At 55.2% G+C, this 20,068-nt stretch carries 16 protein-coding genes; 5 read left to right on the top strand and 11 right to left on the bottom strand.

Annotation, left to right across the window (positions count from 1 at the left end; genetic code table 11):
* Positions 1-125 precede the first annotated feature (125 nt).
* Positions 126-773, top strand: a complete 648-nt coding sequence (locus LA5095_RS19165) for an MBL fold metallo-hydrolase (RefSeq protein ID WP_055118075.1) — start codon at positions 126-128, stop codon at positions 771-773.
* Positions 774-819: 46 nt separating this feature from the next.
* Here the strand turns inward: LA5095_RS19165 and LA5095_RS19160 are convergent, their stop codons facing one another.
* From LA5095_RS19160 to LA5095_RS19145, 4 genes are all read right to left on the bottom strand, one after another.
* The gene (locus tag LA5095_RS19160) at positions 820-1,752 is read right to left on the bottom strand and encodes a DUF1402 family protein (protein WP_208992774.1); all 933 of its coding nucleotides are present in this window, start codon (positions 1,750-1,752) and stop codon (positions 820-822) included.
* A gap of 311 nt (positions 1,753-2,063) precedes the next feature.
* A complete protein-coding gene (locus LA5095_RS19155; RefSeq protein ID WP_208992759.1) occupies positions 2,064-2,399 on the bottom strand; it encodes a DUF6665 family protein in 336 nt (111 codons plus the stop codon).
* An 87-nt stretch (positions 2,400-2,486) separates the two neighbouring features.
* The gene (locus tag LA5095_RS19150; protein WP_208992758.1) at positions 2,487-3,860 is read right to left on the bottom strand and encodes an MFS transporter; all 1,374 of its coding nucleotides are present in this window, start codon (positions 3,858-3,860) and stop codon (positions 2,487-2,489) included.
* The gene (locus LA5095_RS19145; RefSeq protein WP_082442889.1) at positions 3,857-4,417 is read right to left on the bottom strand and encodes a chalcone isomerase family protein; all 561 of its coding nucleotides are present in this window, start codon (positions 4,415-4,417) and stop codon (positions 3,857-3,859) included. The genes LA5095_RS19150 and LA5095_RS19145 overlap by 4 nt, the downstream gene beginning before the upstream one ends.
* A 415-nt stretch (positions 4,418-4,832) precedes the next feature.
* On the opposite strand from LA5095_RS19145, the gene clpS reads away from it, so the two are divergent.
* A complete protein-coding gene (clpS, locus tag LA5095_RS19140) occupies positions 4,833-5,129 on the top strand; it encodes an ATP-dependent Clp protease adapter ClpS (protein WP_029061097.1) in 297 nt (98 codons plus the stop codon).
* A 31-nt stretch (positions 5,130-5,160) separates the two neighbouring features.
* On the opposite strand, the gene LA5095_RS19135 is transcribed toward clpS, so the two are convergent.
* From LA5095_RS19135 to LA5095_RS19115, 5 genes are all read right to left on the bottom strand, one after another.
* On the bottom strand, positions 5,161-7,317 hold the full coding sequence (locus LA5095_RS19135) for a cation:dicarboxylate symporter family transporter (RefSeq protein ID WP_055117767.1): 2,157 nt from the start codon (positions 7,315-7,317) through the stop codon (positions 5,161-5,163).
* A 172-nt stretch (positions 7,318-7,489) separates the two neighbouring features.
* The gene (locus tag LA5095_RS19130; RefSeq protein WP_055117765.1) at positions 7,490-8,971 is read right to left on the bottom strand and encodes a coiled-coil domain-containing protein; all 1,482 of its coding nucleotides are present in this window, start codon (positions 8,969-8,971) and stop codon (positions 7,490-7,492) included.
* A gap of 401 nt (positions 8,972-9,372) precedes the next feature.
* On the bottom strand, positions 9,373-10,368 hold the full coding sequence (locus LA5095_RS19125) for an agmatine deiminase family protein (RefSeq protein ID WP_055117763.1): 996 nt from the start codon (positions 10,366-10,368) through the stop codon (positions 9,373-9,375).
* A 77-nt stretch (positions 10,369-10,445) separates the two neighbouring features.
* Positions 10,446-10,733, bottom strand: a complete 288-nt coding sequence (locus LA5095_RS19120; RefSeq protein ID WP_055117762.1) for a hypothetical protein — start codon at positions 10,731-10,733, stop codon at positions 10,446-10,448.
* Positions 10,734-10,777: 44 nt separating this feature from the next.
* A complete protein-coding gene (locus LA5095_RS19115) occupies positions 10,778-11,947 on the bottom strand; it encodes a DUF1176 domain-containing protein (RefSeq protein WP_055117760.1) in 1,170 nt (389 codons plus the stop codon).
* Between the two features lie 524 nt (positions 11,948-12,471).
* Here LA5095_RS19115 and LA5095_RS19110 point away from each other — a divergent pair.
* Complete coding sequence (locus LA5095_RS19110; RefSeq protein WP_055117758.1) at positions 12,472-13,683, top strand: MFS transporter; 1,212 nt, start codon at positions 12,472-12,474, stop codon at positions 13,681-13,683.
* A 26-nt stretch (positions 13,684-13,709) separates the two neighbouring features.
* On the opposite strand, the gene LA5095_RS19105 is transcribed toward LA5095_RS19110, so the two are convergent.
* Positions 13,710-14,084 carry a VOC family protein gene (locus LA5095_RS19105; RefSeq protein ID WP_055117756.1) on the bottom strand — a complete coding sequence of 125 codons (375 nt, stop codon included), beginning with the start codon at positions 14,082-14,084 and terminating at the stop codon, positions 13,710-13,712.
* Positions 14,085-14,626: 542 nt separating this feature from the next.
* Between LA5095_RS19105 and LA5095_RS19100 the strand changes: the two genes are divergently transcribed.
* Both LA5095_RS19100 and LA5095_RS19095 read left to right on the top strand, forming a co-directional pair.
* On the top strand, positions 14,627-16,057 hold the full coding sequence (locus LA5095_RS19100; protein ID WP_144436054.1) for a reverse transcriptase domain-containing protein: 1,431 nt from the start codon (positions 14,627-14,629) through the stop codon (positions 16,055-16,057).
* Positions 16,058-16,062: 5 nt separating this feature from the next.
* Complete coding sequence (locus LA5095_RS19095) at positions 16,063-16,647, top strand: SLATT domain-containing protein (protein WP_158510413.1); 585 nt, start codon at positions 16,063-16,065, stop codon at positions 16,645-16,647.
* A 6-nt stretch (positions 16,648-16,653) separates the two neighbouring features.
* Here the strand turns inward: LA5095_RS19095 and uvrB are convergent, their stop codons facing one another.
* Positions 16,654-19,386, bottom strand: coding sequence for an excinuclease ABC subunit UvrB (gene uvrB, locus LA5095_RS19090; RefSeq protein WP_306361109.1), 2,733 nt, complete (start codon positions 19,384-19,386; stop codon positions 16,654-16,656).
* Positions 19,387-20,068 lie beyond the last annotated feature (682 nt).

The raw sequence follows: 20,068 nt of genomic DNA, 5'->3' as shown, positions 1-20,068 counted from the left end.
GCAAGGTGAAGCCGCTATGATACAGAAACACGACACCGACTTGCTTTGTCCCGCATTTGTTGCTGTGTTGAGCAAGGTTGTTGCAGAGGGAGGCGCGTGTGCCGCAGGAAACGACGAATTCAGACATGGAAGACACGCCACCGATCCAGGTGATGGTCATTCCGGTTACTCAATTTCAGCAGAACTGTTCGCTCATCTGGGATCCGCAATCCATGCGCGGAACCGTGATCGACCCGGGCGGTGATGTTGCGCGCATACAAGAGGCGATCGGCAAACACGACGTCAATGTAGAGAATATCGTGCTTACGCATGGCCACATTGATCATGTCGGCGGTGCGGCTGACCTGGCCGCGGCGCTTGGTGTACCGGTAGAAGGTCCCCATGAGGCGGACAAACCGCTTATCGACCGTGTTGCCGATCAGGCCGTCCAGTTCGACGTTTCCGACGTAAAGCCGGTAACGCCCGACCGCTGGATGGTCGAGGGTGACAAAGTCGAAATTGCCGGCAGATCGTTCGATGTGCTGCATTGCCCGGGGCATTCACCCGGTCATCTGGTTTTTTTCGACGAAGAATTGCGCTTTGCGATTTCGGGTGATGTGCTGTTTGCCGGCTCGATCGGGCGGACGGATCTACCCGGTGGTGATCATGACACGCTGATCCGGTCGATCCAGGAGAAAATGCTGCCGCTGGGAGACGATGTTTCCTTCATTCCCGGCCACGGCCAGGCGTCCACGATCGGTCAAGAACGCGAGACAAACCCGTTTCTGACTTGAAGACCGCTGATGAATTCCCGGCGAGCCGCGGTTGCCTTGCCTGGAGTCAAAGCAGTGTGCGCAGTTCATCGATGCGGTCGTTCACGAGCCAGCCGTAGTAGTTTTCGCGCGGCCAGGATCGACCGGTTCGGCGAAACTTGGCTGCGCGGCTCCAGGGATCACCAAGATTGTAAAGGGTTGCGGTTACCCCCGGATTCTTGGAAATGTCCACCTTGCCTACCGATTTGTAGGCCGCGATAGAATCCTGAATGATCGCGGCCATGTAGTGGAGCGAAATGTTCGGATCCATCGTCGCCTTGTAGACCGCGTCCGAATTCGACGCCTTCAGTTTGCGGAAATTGCTCTGGCGCGAAACACGATCCGTCATTTTCAGGACGGTGAGCGGGCTGAGCTGTCCCAGTCCGAAGCTCTGTCCGGCATAAAGCGGTTGGAAAAAGGCTTCGTTGAAGTTCTTTTTTGGGTAGCGGACACCGTCAACGCGTCTTCCCCGAAATTTGCTGCTCCAGACGTTTTCGTAGCAGGACCAGCGGCGGTCGCTGCTTTTTTGGATGTGCTCCTTGCGGCATCGGTCGAACTGCGGACGTTGCACGAATGTATCGACGTGTTCCCCGTTGAGCTCGAAATCGAAATTGATGCCGGCATATGCCAGTGCTTTCACGTAATACGACTGGGCACTGTCCAGAGTGTCGTAATTGTACGTGTGTTCTCCCACGATAGCGCCGATGATATGGATCGGATCGATGCCGTATCTGCGAGCCACCCTCTTGATGGACGACATCAGGCGCCGGTCGCGCTTCAGAACAGCAAGGACCTTGTTGAACTTGGCGTCATAGCTGGATTTGTTGGACGACGTGCGCCGTGCGGAAGCATAGGGAATCTTCGGCTGGTTCCTGAAACGATTGCCTTCGGGAACAACGCGGACGGATTGGGCGTGAGCGTGCTTTGTAACGCTTAGGATCGGGAGCTCCGGGGAAAACATAATTCCCAACGCCATGCAAACCGTGATCAGTCTTGGAAAAAAACTCAAGGGGCCAGTCTTCCTGCACATCATGATCGTTCTGCGCTCGGCGCTATATTATTTACCCGGTGCAAGGCACCGGCCTTCAAACCTGTCAATCCAAGCAGAGTTACATAGTTCACTGAGCGCGACAGTAAATAACACATATTTCTATAACCCCCGGTAAAAAGCATCGCTGTGTCAAAGATGCAACTGCAACCTTTCGCTACGGCATTCCCATCAACAAGGAAGTGATCGCGGTCACAATCATCCTTTTCCTGATGTGACCGGCGTCAAGATCGCGATTTGAAACGGTGTTTCATGCTGATCGCCGGTCCCATATTCAGGCGTACGGCGCGGGGAACACGGAGGTGATCGTTAAATTCACGGTGATGGCGGAGACCGCATAGCTCGCGTTGGATGGTTACGTTCCAGAGCGCTTCTCCTGCTTCCGCCAGCCGGTCGAGCCGGACCTGGTCCGTTGCTTGCGGGTCATTCTCCAGTTCATTCAAAAGTTCGAGAGCCTTTTCCAGTTTCTTGATCAGGCGGGACAGTGTTGACGCTTTTTCATTGAAGATTTCCTGTTCAAGCGCTGCTGCGAGCGGGTCCTTGTCAGCGGGCTTCGTCAATTGAGGGTGTCTGACTGTCATCTTCTTCGGCCGAAAAACAGGTTCAATATCCCGATGTTTGTTTGAAAGATGTCGAACAATCAACATTCAGGAGGTCAATTTTCCAATTTCGAGATCTTTCTCAAAAATAACCAGGCCTCCCAGGGCGGCAAGCTTGAAAATACAGGGGAGGCCCGCATAGGTGACGCTTAACATGAAATTCAATTGCGGTGTCATGTCGACATTCGGATGGTAGCCGAACAGACCGAGCAAGGGCAGTGCGAGTCCGGTTGCGACAGCAAGCGCAGCCTTGGACTGAAAGGCCATGACCGAAAACAGTTTGGAAGCTTCCTGTTGCCGTCCATCAGCTTCGATATGGTCTGCAAGCAGGGCCGGAGGCAGGGCGAGATCCGCGCCAAGTGCGAGACCTGAAAATGCGCAGACCACGCCATATGCGACCAGATCTCCCTCCTGAAGCAAGGCTGCCCAGCAGAAAGTGAAAATCGCTGCCGCGAGCGAGAATTGCCAGGCACGCAGTTTCCCGAATTTTCGGGCCGCGGTTGTCCAGAGCTGCATCGACAGCGCACCGGCAAGAAAATAGATCAGCAAAAAGAGACCGGTATAGGCCTCGGCATCAAGGCGGTCCCGAATGAAAAAGAGAACGAGCACGGCGGGAACCGCGCTTGCAAAAGTGTTAAGGAAGACAAGCCCGAAGAACAGTGCCCGCCATCTGTTTTTCAGAAGTGGCAGCCAGCTTTCCCGCTGACCCTGATTTGCAGGAACATCAAGAGGAGCATTTTGCATCCATCGCACAAGTAGCCAGAGCGTTCCGCAAAGCAGAGGTAGATAGACCAGCGACAGCCAGTGAAATGCCTCGGTGGCGCCGACAACCTGCATGAGCACCGGCGGGGTTACGGCCGCAAAAAGAAGTCCGATCAGACCTATCGCCTCGCGACTGGCGGTGATCCTCGTGCGTTGGCCGGATGTTGTTCGCCAAAGACCGCCCAGAGCCTGAAAGTTGATGGAAACGACAGAAAAACCGGTGGTGCAAATCAATACCGAAATTGCGAACCAGAGCACAGGAGCCGATGCGACCGGATGAAAAAGCATCCAGAACCCGGCGCCGAGCAGGACCGTGCCGAATGCCAGAATTGCAGAGCGAAACGTATGGAACCTGTCGCTCAGGCTGCCGATAAACGGATCCTGAACGGCGTCGACAAGCCGGAGAGCAAGAAGAACCGAACCGAGTGTCGCCAGGGGGAGCTGCAACGACACGGCATAAAAATCGGGAGCATGCAGGTAGATGGGCAATCCGACGAACGCCAGGGGAAACGCCATGGCACCGTAGCGGGCGAGACTTGAGCAGCCGATGTGCCGGTCAACCGGGATCGTGTGAGGTCCTTCTTCTTCACCGTCACGCAATTCCGGTTGCCGGTATGAATTGTCTGATATTGCTGTCGTTTCCTGCCCGCGGCGGTTCACGAACCGGATCCGACCAGTCTGGTGCGCAGGCCCGGGTTCCGCGTCTTGTTGCCCAACCAGATCGAGAAGAATTTCCTTGTAAAGGCTGCATCGCTGATCGTGCCGATCTTGCGTCCGTCGAGGAAGAAGGCTGTACTTCCCTTTGCCGTTCTAACCCCGGTGATTGATTGACCGGGGGAAACATTCGGGAAGATGGCAAGCATCTGTTTTTCCCAGGATGCGAGCTGACCTGCCGAGGCACCGCCCTGACGCCTGATTTCCTTCACCGAACTTTCGGCAATGTCCTGACCCGTGAAGTTTCGCAAATAGGTCAATTTGAGAGCGAAAGGACTTGTGGCACTGTAGACGCCGTTCGGAGCATAGAGTTCGGCGTCGAACACCTTGAAACCGAGATAGGTCATGCGGCCCTTGCCGACCAGTTCGGCGGAGGGGACGGAACGCGCGGCGGAACCGAGATCCGCTGCAGCCTGCGTCGGAGTGAGAATTGTTGCGGACAAGAACAGGCACAAAAAAGCAAATATCGACCAGTTCATGGCTTGCATCGAATTACGCGACATCGTCGACACCCCTTCGGATGATATTGATATTGACCACACCAGCTCTTACGCAGGGCAAGTCGCGCCGGATCGCTTTAAGGACCTCAAACTGGCCGAGTAACGCTTCAGGCTTGCAATTCTCGCAATTGCACGACAGTCATGTTTCCTTTGAAAATTCGATGCATTATACTGGGAATAGATAAACCGGCGTCCCGGAGGGCTGCGCCAAGCTATCCAATCGCCTGAAAAGTTCTAGATACACCGGAATTGGTCCGGCGAAACTTCCGCGATATCGGTAAAGGATCTCGAACGGACCCGGTACCAGTCGCCAGGTCAGATTTTGAATGCTCAGTCCCTGCCGAGTGCGCATTCAAAACCTGACGCCATTCATGATGTCCCGGAACAGGGTTCCGGGGATAGAGTCCGGACAAGTGCCATGAGTGAAACCGATCTGAAGCTGAAACAAAAGACGAAAGTCCAGAAGCCGAAACTCTACAAGGTCATTCTGGTAAACGACGATTACACGCCGCGCGAATTTGTCGTCCTGATCCTGAAGGCGGAATTCAGGCTGGACATGGCACAGGCGGAAGTCGTCATGCTGACGGCGCATCAGAAGGGGGTCTGTGTCGTCTCAGTCTATCCCAAGGACGTTGCAGAAACGAAAGCAACGCGCGCAATTGATGCCGCGAGCCAAATGGGTTATCCGCTGCAATTCACCGTGGAACCGGAGTGAAAACCCGAAAGCTGCCGGACGGGTTCGTATCCTAATTCGAAATCTCGGTGTCGACCGGGCTTATCCATCTGCTGTCCATGTCCTTCAGAACACCGGCTTTTCGGGACAGGTCCATCCAGTAGTTGAAGTAGGCTGCCAACCCCGGTGAAGCAGGTGGCATCAGATATGCGAACAGGAAGCGGCTTGCCGTATCCTCCGGCACAACGGCGGAGTAACCTTCCAATGATATGGCAAGGGCCCGTGCCTGTTCCCGCGTCCAGAGAGCGGCGTCGACCCCCTTCAGGTCCTGAAGATTGCTGTAGTTCTCGACGACACGGAGTTTCGCGGATGGAAAACTCCGCTTCGCAAGCGGTATGAGCACCGGGTCATCAAAAACCGCGATCGTGAGGTCGGGGTTTGATGCAATGACAGCCTTTGACTTGAACTCCTCGACCCGGCTTCGTTTCACGACCAGGGCAAGTGGACTTTCGAAGTAAGGGGCACTGACTGTCAGTGAATTCAACCGATCATCCGTTATGTACAAACCACCTATGGCTATGTCGAACTTCTTCTGCTCGAGGTTTTCCGCGAGGCTTTGCCATCCGTAAGGAACAAATTCCAGATCGACATTCATGCTTTGTGAGAAGCGATACATCATCTCGACATCGTAGCCGACGAGCCGGCCGTCATTATTCACATAGGCAAAGGGCATCACATTCGGGTTGATACCCACCTTCAGGACCCCTGTTGTTTCGATCCGGTCGATCGTATTGATCGCGGTGCCGACTTTCGGGTCCTGATTACCGGCGTCTGCTGTCTGCTCTGTTTTTGTCGGCAAAAGATTGGCGTTGCTTAACTGCTGCACATAGTCCGGCAGGCTGGCTGCCCGGTAACTGATTTCCGAATGAAGCGGAACGTGGGTGCCGCCGAGACTTCCGAGCGCCCAGATTCCGGAAAAGGCAGCAGCGGACACGCTCAGCATCAGGACCAGGGCCTTCGGATCAAAGCGCACCTTGCCGTAGAAAATGAACGTAATGGCCGTTGTCACGAACGCGAAGGCGGATACCGAAGCGATTACCTGACCATATCGGGTGATCGCCATGGTCTCGACATAGAGGTTCGTTGTGCCGGTGGGAAGACCAAGCCAGTCGGCCATAAAGGTGACGGCCCCGATTGACGACGTTGGCGAACCGATGCTCGAAAGCAGGGTAACGAAGGGCAGCTCCAGCAGTTGCTGCCTTTCGATCGGCAGGTAGTAGTAGAACGCGGCATAAATCAGAAACACCAGGATGAAGAAATTGCCGATCTGAGCAAGCGGATAACTGACAGACAAGGATGTTTCGATGATTTCCCTTTGTTGTTGTTCTTCGCCGTTATCGTTGCTCAACTTGGCCGCATATTGCTGGGCGGCTTTTTGAATTAACGGAAGCGCCGCAACGGAGAGGGATGTCACGACCGCCACCATGAAGGCTTCCCGTAATCCTGACATAACTTCCCGGTAGGTGAGTGGCAGGAAGACGGTCAGCAACATCGGGAAAACCCAGAGTGCGAGCACAAGGGAGCTCAGCATCACGACCGCGATATAGATTGAAAGGGCGGCGAAGCCCGTCAGGCTGACGGAATTGATGGATTCAGCAAAGAGCGCGCATACGCCGAGCGGTGCCAGATAAACGATCCAGCCCCAGATGCGAATGCAGGCGTTGCGGACTATGGTCAGAATTTCAAGCAGCGGTGTCGGCTTTACGCTGTGCTGGATAGCGATGCCGAAGATCACGCCAATAAGCACAACGGATGGAATATAGTTCTGGCTGAGAGCTTCGAAGAAATTGTCCGGGACCAGCAATTTGACCAGGGAGGTGGCTGATCCCCTGTCATTTGGCAGGCTTGAGGAAAAGTCGACGACTGTTGCAGTCCCGACCAGTGGAACGGTTGAGGCCGCGACAATCAGAAACGCGAATGTCACCCCCCAAAGCAGAAGGTAGACCGGCCAACTCTTGCGGAAGAGGGTGAGGGCGATGCTTGGCGACAGGCGACCGAGACCAAGCAAAAGGGAAGACACGAGGTAGGGAAGTACCACCACCTCCATCAACCGGATGTAAACGTCACCGAACGGCTGTAGAATCTGCGTCAACGCGGGACTGAAGGAACCGACGAAGATCCCGAAGGCGCCGCCGACCAGGACGAGGAGGGGCAGCAGTTTGCTTTTCACAAAGAGCGCTCCTCAACTTCGGGTAGCCGCTGGCCGGGTCGCGCAGACCCGCCTCCAAAACCCTAGCAGAAACGGTCGAAGTTGGAAATTTTGCACTATCGGTCAACAGTGCTCTGCCGACCGATAAGTCAGGGACTTGATTGCCTGGCGGTGACGCGCAATCCGAACGTCTTCAGTCGCGCAGCTTGACGATCTTGTCGTCGCCATTGCCGGGAGCGTCGTCATCCGGCCCTTCGCCATCCGTCGCGTCGGCATCCAGGTCAAGAGGTTCGATTTCGCTGTCCAGCGGCTCCGTGATCCCGAGTTCTGTCGCAGGGTCATAGGTTTCGGTGAGGCCGAGTTCTTCAGCCGGACCCTTGCCTTCCATGGCCATCTGATAGTTGGTGATCACGGACTTCAGCTGAGTGATCTGCTCATTGGCCGTATCGACCTGGATTTTGTAACGCTGAAGGCGTTTGTTCTCATCGACCAGGTCTTCCAGATTGTCGGCAAACTTCTGGTTCTGATTGCGCTGATGATTGAGATCCGTGAGTGCTGAATTGTATCGCAGGTTGACTTCACGCAGCTTGGCGTTGGTTGCCATCAGCTCGTTGCGGTCCTTTTCGTGGTTGGTCTGCGCACTGTCGAGCAGATGCTCGATTTCCTGCATGCGCTTCAGAATATCGCGACTGCGTTCCTTCAGCGTTGAGTTTTCGCGCGCCATTTCCTGCAGGGACTGGGCACCGATGCGGCGCTGGGAGGAAAGGTTCTCAATTTCAGCATTCAAGGCATAGATCTCGTTGTCATGCTTGCGCTGCTCTTCTTCCAGACGGGACTTGGCGTAGGTCAATTCCTGGTTGGCAACATCGAGATGCGACTTCAGATCAATGTTGTCGTTGCGAAACTCGATCAGCTCGCGTTTGGCCGATTCCAGTTCGCTGGTCGATTGATTGTTCTTGCGGATCTCATCTTCCAGAAGCTTGGCGCTCTCCGAAAGGTTCTGCTGCAGTTCCTTTTCCCGGTGCTTGATCGCATCCAGGTCCTCTTGCAGCCCTTCCGAGTGCCGCTCGAGAGTCTCGTGCTTGGCCATCAGGTCGTTCAGCTTGCCGCTCAATTCGGCGACCTGGGCATTGGCTTCCACGAGCGTCGCGCTCTGGATCCGGTATTCGTCATTGACCCGCTTGTTGTTGTCACGGATCGTGACGATATCGTTGCGGGCTGTTTCCAGTGCAGTCCGTGTTTCGGTAGCGCGCTTGCGCAGCGAATGGACTTCCGCCTGGGCGTCTTCCAACTGGGTCGTCAAAGACCTGACCTTGTGGTCAGCGTCAAGCAGGTCCGTGGAAATCTTGGCATTTTCGGACTTCAGCCGAACTTCGGTCTCCACACTGTGCCGCGAGGTTTCAATGTACTCGGACATCATGCGGATGCTGGTCTGGCTTTCCGAAGCAAAGGCCGCCATCTGGTCGAACATCTGGTTGAGCCCGCCGACACGCGACTTGAGCCCGTCCAGATGGTTCATCTTTTCCTGCATCTTCAGGGCGAAGGGCGACAGCTTTTCAATGTTGCCAGTCGGTTCCGGCGCTTCCGGTACCGCCGTTTTCTCTGTTTCCACGCTTGTCTCGGCCCGCTGCTCATGGCCACCGCCCGGGCGCGGGGACTTCGAGAAAATGCCCATTCCTGTCTCCTGAATTTCCTGCCGGCGCCGCTCCGGCGAAATTTGCTAGATGTTAATCCTTTATTAACCCATCTGCCACGGTCGTTTCAACGACTCACACCGGGTGGAATGAAGAATATATCGGGATATCTTGGCCCAAGAAGCGAAATGTCCCCGGCCGGCAACCGGGTTTAAACCTATGGTTAACAATTTGATGAGGCTAGGTTGTACCGCCTTGATCAGGTCTTTCGAAAAAGTGCGGACATTGCCGTGCAGCAGGTTGCGGCGCTTTTCGAGACGTTTTCTGCAAGCTGGGTCACCCCGTCGCCTGCCAGGCTTTGCTGCCGCTCGGGCTGGTTTCCGGTATCCGGACCTTCGCGGAGTGTCTTTACGCCCTTGGTGCTGTCGAAACTTCCGGAATGTCAAAGTTGCGGCTGGTCATTGGTGACACAGTGAATGCCGCCACCGCCGTCTGCGATCGACCAGGCATCGACCAGGTGGACCTGCCGGCCAGGAAAATAGCGCTGCAGATGTTGCTTTAGGTCCCGATCTGCCGCCGTATCCAATTCACTCATGGCGACAATGTAGCCGTCACCGACCAGCCAGTTCACATCACCGGGATACCATTCCACGTTGAAGCCTGCCGCCTGGAGATCTTCGGCAAGGCGCAGTTCCGGTTGGTCCTGTGTATCGGCAATCGCCACCGTCGTGGCGTTTATGAACCGCGCTGATCCGTCAATGTGACCCGTCGTAAGATCGTCGGGATGATGGCCATAGGACCAGATGATCTCTGTCAGTCCCAGAGCCTCTTTAAGTATGCGCTCGTGTTCAGACCGGGACAGCCCCGGATTGCGCTGATCCTGACAATCCCAGTTCAGCATGCCGATGCCGGAACCGTTGACTTCCAGGTTGCCCTTTTCAAGCACGTAATCCGTCAAGTCCACGACGTTCAAGCCAAGCAGGCCGGCGACCTGGTTCGGTACCTTGTTGTCCTGCCGGTACTCGGCACCGGTTGTTCCGTCCCAGCCGGTAAAGGCCCAGTTCTGGACCCAGACGGTTTCACCATCGGTCAGGTAGATCGGGCCGTTGTCGCGCATCCACGCATTGTCGACCGCGACCTGGTGCCAGGTGATGTTCGCTGTCGTGACGCCCCGTTTCGCCAGAAAGTCCGCTGCAGCCCTCTGTTCCTTTTCCGTGCCGGTGAGAAGGTGCACGTTTTCATACCTCTGCACGGCCCGGATGATATCCGCAAAAGCCGGGCGCAAGGCTGTCTCGTATCTGCCCGGCCACTGCATCCAGACCGCGGCCTGCGGCTCCCATTCCGCTGGAACCCTGGGCGTTGCCGCGGCCTCACCCACGGAGGTCAAAAGCAGACCTGCCAGAGCCGCTCCCAGAAACTGTAACCTTCGGGACTGCATTGATTTCTCGCATTGTTTTGACCTGGAACGTCATCGGGAGTTCAGGTCCATGTTGTTTCAGAAATCGCACCGGTTGGTCAGTGGCCCTGTAGGCCGCGTTTCAGATCCTCCAGATTGAGCACCGGCATGATGTCGATCTGTGCACCGAGGCTTTCCATCAGGGGTTCGTTGTAGCGGGTGAGATTTGCCTGATCGGTTTCCTCGAAGTAGATCGTACCGGCACGCATGCCGTCCTTCATGTAGAAATAGGCGTCTTGGGCGCCTGTGTCTGCAATCAGTTTTTCAATTGCGGCGCCTATTGTGTGCCGGGCACCGGCCTTGTTGCCCGCCTCGGTGGGGATCTTGAACGTCATCATCAGGCGCATGTGCTGTCTCCCTTTGGTTCCGGATCGGTTTTCACGGCTTGCGGTCAGCCGCCCATTTCGTCGATGGTCCAGCTGAGCGGCCAGCCCTCCGGCGCTCCGAAAACGCCGTCGCAGCTTGATTTTTCCAGATATTCGACGAGTTCGTAGTCGCCGCTTTCCGCCATCACTTCATGCCGCTCGAAGGCGCCGCAGTCCAAATTGGCGGAGTAATAGGTGGTGCCGGTGACCTGACCCGTATCGGGATCATAAAAGAGATTGTTGACCAGGGCATGATTGGGCTGGTTGAAATCCGGCGGTGTTTCGAATTCCTTCCATTCGTCAAGGGACGGATTGAACGGAATGTGCACAGCCATGTAATAGGGCACATTGGCATCGGCAGCGGTGCAGGGCACGATCCAGGTCTCCACGTCGCCCTCTGCAAAATACTGCGCACCATAGGCCGGCAGGGTCTCCGCCAGCTCGCAGTTCAGCGCGCGGTAACCCATCATCTGGACAGATTCCGGCAGCTCTTCGACCGTATAGACGAGGCCTCTCGGCCCTGAAGACGCGTCCTGTGACGGCATCACCGGGGTGGCAACGTCGTTTGGCGGCGGCGGCGCTGCAGCAGTTTCGGGCTCCTTGGGAGCTGGCGGGGGCATTGTGGCAGCCGGAGCAATCGCTGTTGCTCTGTCCGCAGGAACACCCCCCCAGGCGACGACGGCATCCAGACGGCCAATCCGGCCCTGCTGTTCGTCCATTTTCAGGAGCGCGTGGGTCAGCCCTGAGAGCCTCACCCGGTAGATGAGGGTGCCGATCGAGCCGCCATAGTCGATCTCGACACGAGCACTCACGCCGCGGCGCAGTTTTTCGATCAGGTCCCGGTCGGCCTCGCCGCCGAAGGTCATTTCATTGCCGGTGTAGATCTTGGCGGCCTTGCCGAAATAGCCGTAATTGTCTTCTTCCAGGCTTTCGATCTCGATGCGGGCGCGCATGCCGACATCCAGTTTTGTTGTCGGGCGCAAGGTGACGAAGACATCGCTTCCGGGCTTCGCGCCGCGTTCAAGCTTCAGCTTGAAGGCCTCGTCGTTCGAGCTCTTGCCTTGCGTCTCGGCAATGCAGTAGGTCTTTTCATCACAGCGGACGGACCAGTCGCCATAGTCTGTCCTGGCCAGTTCGGCGGAAACCGGTCCGGCGAGGCAAATCGAAAAACAGGCGGCAATGAATAGTCTCTTCACGCGATCCCCCCTTGCCGAAGCGATTCATCGTCCAAAGCCCGGCAATTGCCAGCATGGCGCGGGAATTCCTGCTGTCAAACGAGATTTCCGGTTAGCGGGAAATGATTTGGCGGCGCAGGGCCTGTCGAAACTTGCCGATCTGGCCTGATTGACCGGAAACCGGCGCGACCCAAAAGAACTTCGCCGACCGTGCCTTGAGCCGGGCTTCTTCGTGATGTCCTGATCAGGTCCGGGTCGGCGAGACGTGTTGGCAACTGTGTTTGTCTCAATCTGACTGGCGGCCTCCGAGATAACGATTGTGGCGCTCTGGAAGGGAGTGGGTCCCCGGTCAAGTCGGGGATGACCTGTGAAATTGAGGTTGCGAAAGGACCTTTAGCCCCGGATTTGAACCGGGGTCTGTCAGCACCAACCAATCAGGTCCGGATGGCACCGTTGTTGAGGTGCGGATTTGATGCGCTCGCGTTTCGGGTCGTTCAGAAACAGCCGCGTTCCTATTGTGCCGGGCAAACTTAAGGAGTTTGCCCTTGTCCACCATTCACCGCCTGACAGGTGCGGCCTACGGGATGCACTTTGCTGATCAGATTGCGCTCGTTTCCGTTCCGCTCGTCGCTGTCCTGGCCTTTGGGGCATCGCCTGAAGTCATAGGTGTTCTCGTCGCCTGCCAGTCAGCGGCTCATCTGGTTGGTTCGATCCCGTTCGGCATTCTTATCGACCAAAAGCAATTGCGGTCGCTTGCCACCGCGTCGGCTGCAATGTCCGCGGCAGGTTTCGGTGGCGCAGTCGCAAGCGTTTTGTCCGAGGCTGTTTTCTGGTTTGGCGCTGCGATCACGTTCGCCGGATTTGGTGTCGTTCTGTTTGGCCTGACGGCGCTTTCAATATTGCCCAGAGCGGTCACACCTCAACACTTGGCCCGGGCAAACGCCAGCATCGAAATCCCCCGTGCCATCAGCTCATTCGCCGTCCCGCTGGCTGTTGGCCTCGCCATCGACCAAGCGCCCGCCGCGTTGATATTCGCTGTGGCCTGCGCCGTGTCAGGTGTTGCCGTGGTGGCTTCGGTTTCCCTCCCGAAGTTCGCAATTGTGCAAAAGCCGGCGTCAAGAGTTCTCCCGCAGATCCTGGAGGGTGCTCGGTATGTTGTCCGGCATCGGCTGCTGCTGCCCATCTCGCTTTGTGCGGTCTTCTGGAATCTCGCCTTCGCGGCGCTGCTGGTCATCATGGTCCCCGCGATAAAGGAGATTTATCGCCTTGATCCGGGGACATTCGGCATCTGTCTCGCCGCATTTGGATTGGCTGCCATTTTGGGGAGCTGGCTGGCGGGCCGTTTTTCCAATCGGATCTCGCCTTCAGTCATCCTGCTGTTCGGGCCGGGGAGTTCGGTGCTTGCGGCCTGCGGTCTGCTTGCGATCCAACCCGGGACGCGGGAATTCTGGTTATACGCCACCTTTTTTCTGCTTGGCTTCGGACCGTCGATGTGGCTCGTCGTCCAGAACTCGGTTCGTCAGCTCGTCACGCCGCCTGCGATGCTCGGACGGGTGAATGCGGTCATTCAGACGGCCATCTATGGGATAAGGCCGCTGGGCGCGCTCCTTGGAGGTCTTGTTGCGGGTTCCGCCGGTCCACAGGCCGGGCTTGTTTTCGTGGCAATTGCCTATCTTGCGTCATTTGCCGTTTCGGTCTTCAGCGGTCTCCGGTCGGTCACCAGCTTCGGTTCCCTGGGGTTGCCTTCCAGCGACTGAGCCGGCCGTTCGAGAAAACGTTGTTGTCAGTCTTCCTGCGTCGAGATCCACCAGACGATGCCGTTCGGGTCGGCAATACCGCCGCGATAGTCGCCATCGCCGGAACGGCTCATCTCCTGGATGATCTGACCGCCCGCTTCAACGGCCTTTGCAAATGCGGCGTCGGCATCGGCGACATAGACATGCACATGAGCTGCGACGGTTTCCGGCATTTCACCCAGCATAATGACAGTATCGTCGAGACGCGCCTTGGCATGCTTGATCCCGGCACCGCCGTCCCGGGTGTGAATGCGCAGCCGGGTGGCCGAGAACGCATGCTCCAGAAACCGAAGCGTCGCCTCGGCATCGCGCACGATCAGGTAAGGGCTGGCGGACGTATAGCCGTCGGGTTTCCAGGACATCGGGAGAGGGTAGCATGCTCTGTCGATAGGGCAAAAAGGGACTTTGTTGCGCGGGCGTTTTTTGGAAGGTGCGTTAAGTGCAGCACTCGGACGCCATACTTCTTTTACGAGCTGCAGTTGCCCGACGGCCTAATTGTGAGTTCTGAGGAGGTTGAATTGATGGGCGCTCTGGAAGTGGGTGGATCCCCGATCAAGTCGGGGATGACACGCGAGGATGATACGAAGATTTTGTCATATTCACAGGCTGTTACCCCGGCACTTAGCCGTGTCCAAGTCGGTAACAATTTTGTCCCGGTTCAGGTTTGGAACAGCGTTTGATTCAGACAGAATTCGGGCAGACTAGTGATCATGAAGCAATTGTACTTTTGTAAGGTGGCGCTTGCTGAAGAATTCGTGAATATAGTGAATTGAAGAAACTAATTTGAGAGACAGTCAAAGTGTTGTTTAAAACAAGTCTCCACCAGCAGACGGTATTCTAATTTTATTTGTGCTGAGTTATAGTTGCAATTTGAGATTCAATAATTCTTCGAAGGTTTCATAAAGTGAACGACCTTGCTAGTATCATCAATGCACAGAACGCGCGACCAATTTGGAGGAAGTTGAGAGCCAGCATAGTGCCAATAGTGAGTAATGAAGATTATAGAGAAATAGAATCTGTTGTAAATAGTTTGTGTAATGATATTAAGATCAACAGGTATATTCCTGAAATTTGCCACGGTTATCTTGGTTATCCAAAGAGTTCTGGATGCACAAGGTTTGTCCCAATAATTTCAAAAGAAGACTTAACTATATACTATCTTCTAGCCTTATCTTTTCAAGACTACTTGGTTAAGGATCTTCCTGGTGTCTACGGAGCTTGGCGTTCAGTTCCAATGAATGCAAATAAGGAGCTTGATTTATCTTCAATTCAATCAGAAGAAGATGCGGTGGAGAATGAAGTAATTGACCCTTATTTTAGTGATACGTTATCAAAAAAAGCATGGTTCAAGAATTGGTCAAGTTTTACTGAGCTCATGGCCGAGACCTGTCGAGATTCTACTATAGGAAACTACGTATTAGTATCCGATATCGCCAATTTTTATGATACTATAGACATAAATCGGCTTTGTGAGAATCTTCGTAGCGATATTCAGGGGCACAATGATTCTATATCACTTTTAAAGCACTTTCTTCAATATTGGGATAGAAGAGTAAAGGGTTATATTCCTTCTTCGAAGGGGATTCCGCAGGAAATAATATCCGATGCGTCTCGAATGCTTGCAAATTATTATTTGAGGTATTTTGATGAGAAATTTATAGATCTATGTAGGAGCAGCAAAGTAACATATATTCGTTGGGCTGACGATATCGTAATTTTCGGCTCTTCTCCTAGAAAGCTTGAGAATATAATGCACAGGGGCTCGAGACTTTTGCTCAACATTGGGTTGAACCTAAATGCAGCAAAAACACGTCACTACACTCGCGTTGAGTATCGTGAATACCGGGTACTTGACCTTTTGGACCATATAAATAGTGGGAGCGTTCAAAAATATGAAACGGAACTAAAAAGAATAGTCAAAAGACATCCTAGCAAGCCTTGTCGTATCGATACTGTAATTAAGGCTTCGCTTAATATGTTGTCTAAACATAAAGATGCGCGGACTCTTTTTTCTAAAAATTTTTTAGATCAAGAGTTAGCAAAATTTGAAAATTTGTCGATGTTGAACGAAGGTCAGTTATGGAAGAAGTGTTTAATACTAGGCAACATAGAGAAGAACATTAGAAGAGACATCGAAATCTTAATCGCCTACCCGTATGCCGCCCCAAGGGCGACTTATATTTCTTTTTTAGCTAAGTACAATAAACGCTTAGTGGGTTTGGGTCTCGACTTAAATTTTATCAGAAGGTCAATAGAAAAAATAAAATCCTATAGTGGATCCAGCGAAATTGTTGAAAAAATATGTTGTCCTAGAGCGGTCAAGAATATCGGTTAATGGTTATGGACGCAGAAGAAGCGAAAAGATTACGTCGAAAAATGCACTATACAAAGGGTGCGAGATTTGAGGCGCATAAAAGGTTGCTTGTGAAATATAGACTTTCTCTATGGTCTATTTCGATTTTATCGTTTTACGTTATTTGTATTTCAATTGGGTTGCTAGTATTTTTAGGGCAATACGATCCGAATATAGGAAAGTATTTAACTTTTCTTTCTGTGGCGATGTCGGTTTTTATAATTATTCTGAGTCTACTGAATGAAAGTAATAGTTATCAATCTCATTCAAAGTCGATGCATGATTGTGCAAGAGATATTACGCGACTCTACAATTCAATTCCATTGTCCAACAAAATAGATGAAGAGTACTATAAAGAAAAACTCCGTGAGTATCAAATTATTATTGATAAATATGACGAAAACCATGAATCATTAGATCTGCTATGTCATAGGTTTAGGGATCCATTTAATGGCGATGAATCAGTAAGATTCCCATACATGCAATACTTTCTCAATGTGTATGCGTGGCCAATCATTTACATTTTGGCTCCTCTAATTGTGGTGTTTATTTTCTTTTTTGCTAGAATTTGATGGGTTTCACTGCCCCGGCCGCCCGCTCTTCTTAGGCCGTCCTCGGCGTTTCTTCTCGTCCACCGGATCCTCATAAGACCCCGCTCCAATCTTGCCGCGGCGCACGGGCTGCACCGGATCGTCGTTGCCGAGGGGCACTTCCGTTCGGCCGACCGTCATCTCGTCCAGCGTATTCTTGCGCACCTTGGCGCTGGGGGCGGGTAGGGCGGATTTCTGTTTGGCGGCGCGGGCGCGATCCCGGCCGGTTTCCTTTTTCTTGCCGCTGGCGCCTTCCTTGGTGCCGCCGGCGCCGAATTTCTTGGCGCCTCTGAAGCCGCCGGTCCTGGCGTCGACGTCTGACTGGCGGGCCATGGCGTCGTCGGCAACGGCGAGTTCGGTTTCCTGGAGGCGCTTGATTTCGTCGCGCAGGCGTGCGGCGGTCTCGAAGTCGAGATCGGCGGCGGCGTCGCGCATCTGTTTTTCCAGGTCCTCGGTATGGGCGGCGAGGTTGTGGCCCACGAGAGAGCCTTCCTCCGCGAAGCCCGCATCCACCGTGACGTGGTCCTGCTCGTAGACGCTGTCGAGAATGTCGGCGATGTTGCGCTTGACGCTTTCCGGGGTGATGCCGTGCTCTTCGTTGTAGCTTAGCTGCTTTTCCCGGCGGCGGTTGGTTTCGGCAATCGCGCGCTCCATGGAGCCGGTCATGTTGTCCGCGTAGAGGATCACCTTGCCTTCGACGTTACGCGCCGCGCGGCCGATGGTCTGGATCAGCGAGGTTTCCGAACGCAGGAAACCTTCCTTGTCGGCATCCAGGATCGCGACCAGCGCACATTCCGGAATGTCGAGACCTTCGCGCAGCAGGTTGATGCCGACCAGAACGTCGAAGGCGCCGAGGCGCAGGTCCCGAAGGATTTCAATGCGTTCCAGCGTGTCGATGTCGGAGTGCATGTAGCGCACACGCACGCCGTTTTCATGCAGGTATTCCGTCAGGTCCTCCGCCATGCGCTTGGTCAGCGTGGTCACCAGCGTACGGTAGCCTTTCTGGGCGACCTCGCGCACTTCACCCAGCAGATCGTCCACCTGGCTTGTGGCCGGACGGATTTCAACCGGCGGATCGATCAGGCCGGTCGGACGGATGACCTGTTCGGCGAAAATGCCGCCGGACTGTTCCATCTCCCAGGAGCCGGGGGTCGCCGAAACGGCGACGGATTGCGGCCGCATGGCGTTCCATTCCTCGAAGCGCAGCGGGCGGTTGTCCATGCAGGAGGGCAGGCGAAAGCCGTATTCGGCCAGTGTTGCCTTGCGGCGGAAGTCGCCCCGGTACATGGCGCCGATCTGCGGAATGGTGACGTGGCTCTCGTCGGTGAAGACGATGGCGTTGTCCGGCAGGTATTCGAACAGGGTGGGAGGCGGCTCGCCCGGTTTGCGGCCGGTGAGGTAGCGTGAATAGTTCTCGATGCCGGCGCAGGAGCCGGTCGCCTCCAGCATTTCCAGATCGAACATGGTGCGCTGTTCGAGGCGCTGAGCCTCCAGCAGGCGGCCGTGATTGTTGAGTTCCTCCAGCCGGTGCTTCAGCTCGTCCTTGATCGACTTGATTGCCTGGTTCAGCGTCGGCTTGGGCGTGACATAGTGCGAGTTGGCGTAGATCTTGACGCTTTTCAGCTCACCCGATTTCCTGCCGGTGAGCGGGTCGAACTCGGTGATCGACTCAATCTCGTCACCAAACAGCGAAATGCGCCAGGCGCGGTCCTCGTAGTGGGCCGGGAACAGCTCGATCGTGTCGCCGCGCACACGGAAGGCGCCGCGCTGGAAGGCGGCGTCGTTGCGCTTGTACTGCAGGGCGACCAGATCGGCGATCAACTGGCGCTGGTCTATGCGTTCGCCGACCTCGATGGCGAAGGTCATTGCCGTATAAGTCTCGACCGAGCCGATACCGTAGATGCAGGAGACCGAGGCGACGATGATGACGTCATCGCGTTCCAGAAGCGAGCGCGTGGCCGAGTGGCGCATGCGGTCGATCTGCTCGTTGATCGAGCTTTCCTTCTCGATATAGGTGTCCGTGCGCGGCACATAGGCTTCCGGCTGGTAGTAGTCGTAGTAGGAGACGAAATACTCGACCGCATTGTCCGGGAAGAAGGATTTGAATTCGCCGTAAAGCTGGGCGGCGAGGGTCTTGTTGGGCGCGAGGATCAGCGCCGGGCGCTGGGTGCGGGAAATCACCTGCGCCATGGTATAGGTCTTGCCAGAGCCGGTGACGCCGAGCAGCACCTGGGTCTGTTCGCCGGTCTCCATGCCTTCAACCAGTTCGGCGATGGCGGTCGGCTGGTCACCCTTGGGTTCATACTCGGACTTCAGGTCGATTTCGACCCCGCCCTCCGATTTTGCCGGTCGATCCGGCCGGTGCGGCACCCACATTTCACCGTTCTTGTGGAGAGGGTTGCCGGATTCAATCAGCGCTGACAGGGCCTCGACTGTTGCCGTTGCACCCTGGTTTCCGGTCAGCTCGCCGTATTTGGATTCCGTTTTTTTCTTCTTGTTGTCCTTCTTGTGCTGCTTGAGCTTTTCCTCGAGCTGTTCCGCCTCTTCCAGCGACATGTCCAGCCCGGCAACCGGCATCAACCCGCCCGCGGCCCTTTCGCGCGCGCTGTCGGCCTTGCCGATTGAGGTTCCCCGCGCGGACTTTGTCGGTTTGGGTGGTTTGTCGATTGGGGCACGGCGCGCTGTATTTCCTTTTGCGGACTTGCCGGAGGCAAGGTCCATGGTGCTGCTATCAGCCTTGCCGATGGAAGTTCCTTGTGCGGACTTTGTCGGTTTTGCGGGCTTTTCGATCTTGCCCTTGGCCTTCGCCCCCTTGGGAGACAGTTTCGCCTTGCGGCCTTCCTCAACATCTTTTGCGACCGCGCCGTCGCCGCCTGCGCGTTCACGCTCGCGCGACGAGGTGCGCGCCGTCCGTCTGATCGTTCCCGGGGCACCGGGGGCGAGATCCTTTGGTGCTGCCGGGTCCGTGATCTTGGATTTCGGCGCCGGGCTATCCGCTTCTTCGGCAATCTCGGCCGCCCAGTCGCTTATGGAGCCGGAGAGCGGTGTGCCGGAAAGCGGCTTCTGAGGCGCTTCGCCGAACCCTTCGGGCGCGGGCGTGTCTTCGGAACGGGTTTTGGAGGAACGCTTCTGCATGGCAGCAATATGGTCCGGTTCCGCGCGCGAGAAAAGGGGGTGGAAGCGGCAACGGTCGGGTTTTCAGGACTTCCTGTCAGTCTCCTGACACAATGGTGTCAGGAGGGGGCAGGCGCCTTATTCAGTCGATTTGAAATGACGGATCGATTGATATCATGGTCACAAAGGTCGCTGCTGAAGTGACATGGCATTTGATCAAGCTTTCGATTCAAAAACCACAGCTTGCAAGCGGCTAATCAAAGTTTCTTCGCAGGTGCTTCTACTGCGA

Source organism: Roseibium album, from assembly GCF_001404515.1.
In the GTDB taxonomy this organism is placed as follows: domain Bacteria; phylum Pseudomonadota; class Alphaproteobacteria; order Rhizobiales; family Stappiaceae; genus Roseibium; species Roseibium album.
Note: the sequence above shows the minus strand (reverse complement) of the source record. Positions and strands in the feature narration are given on the sequence as shown.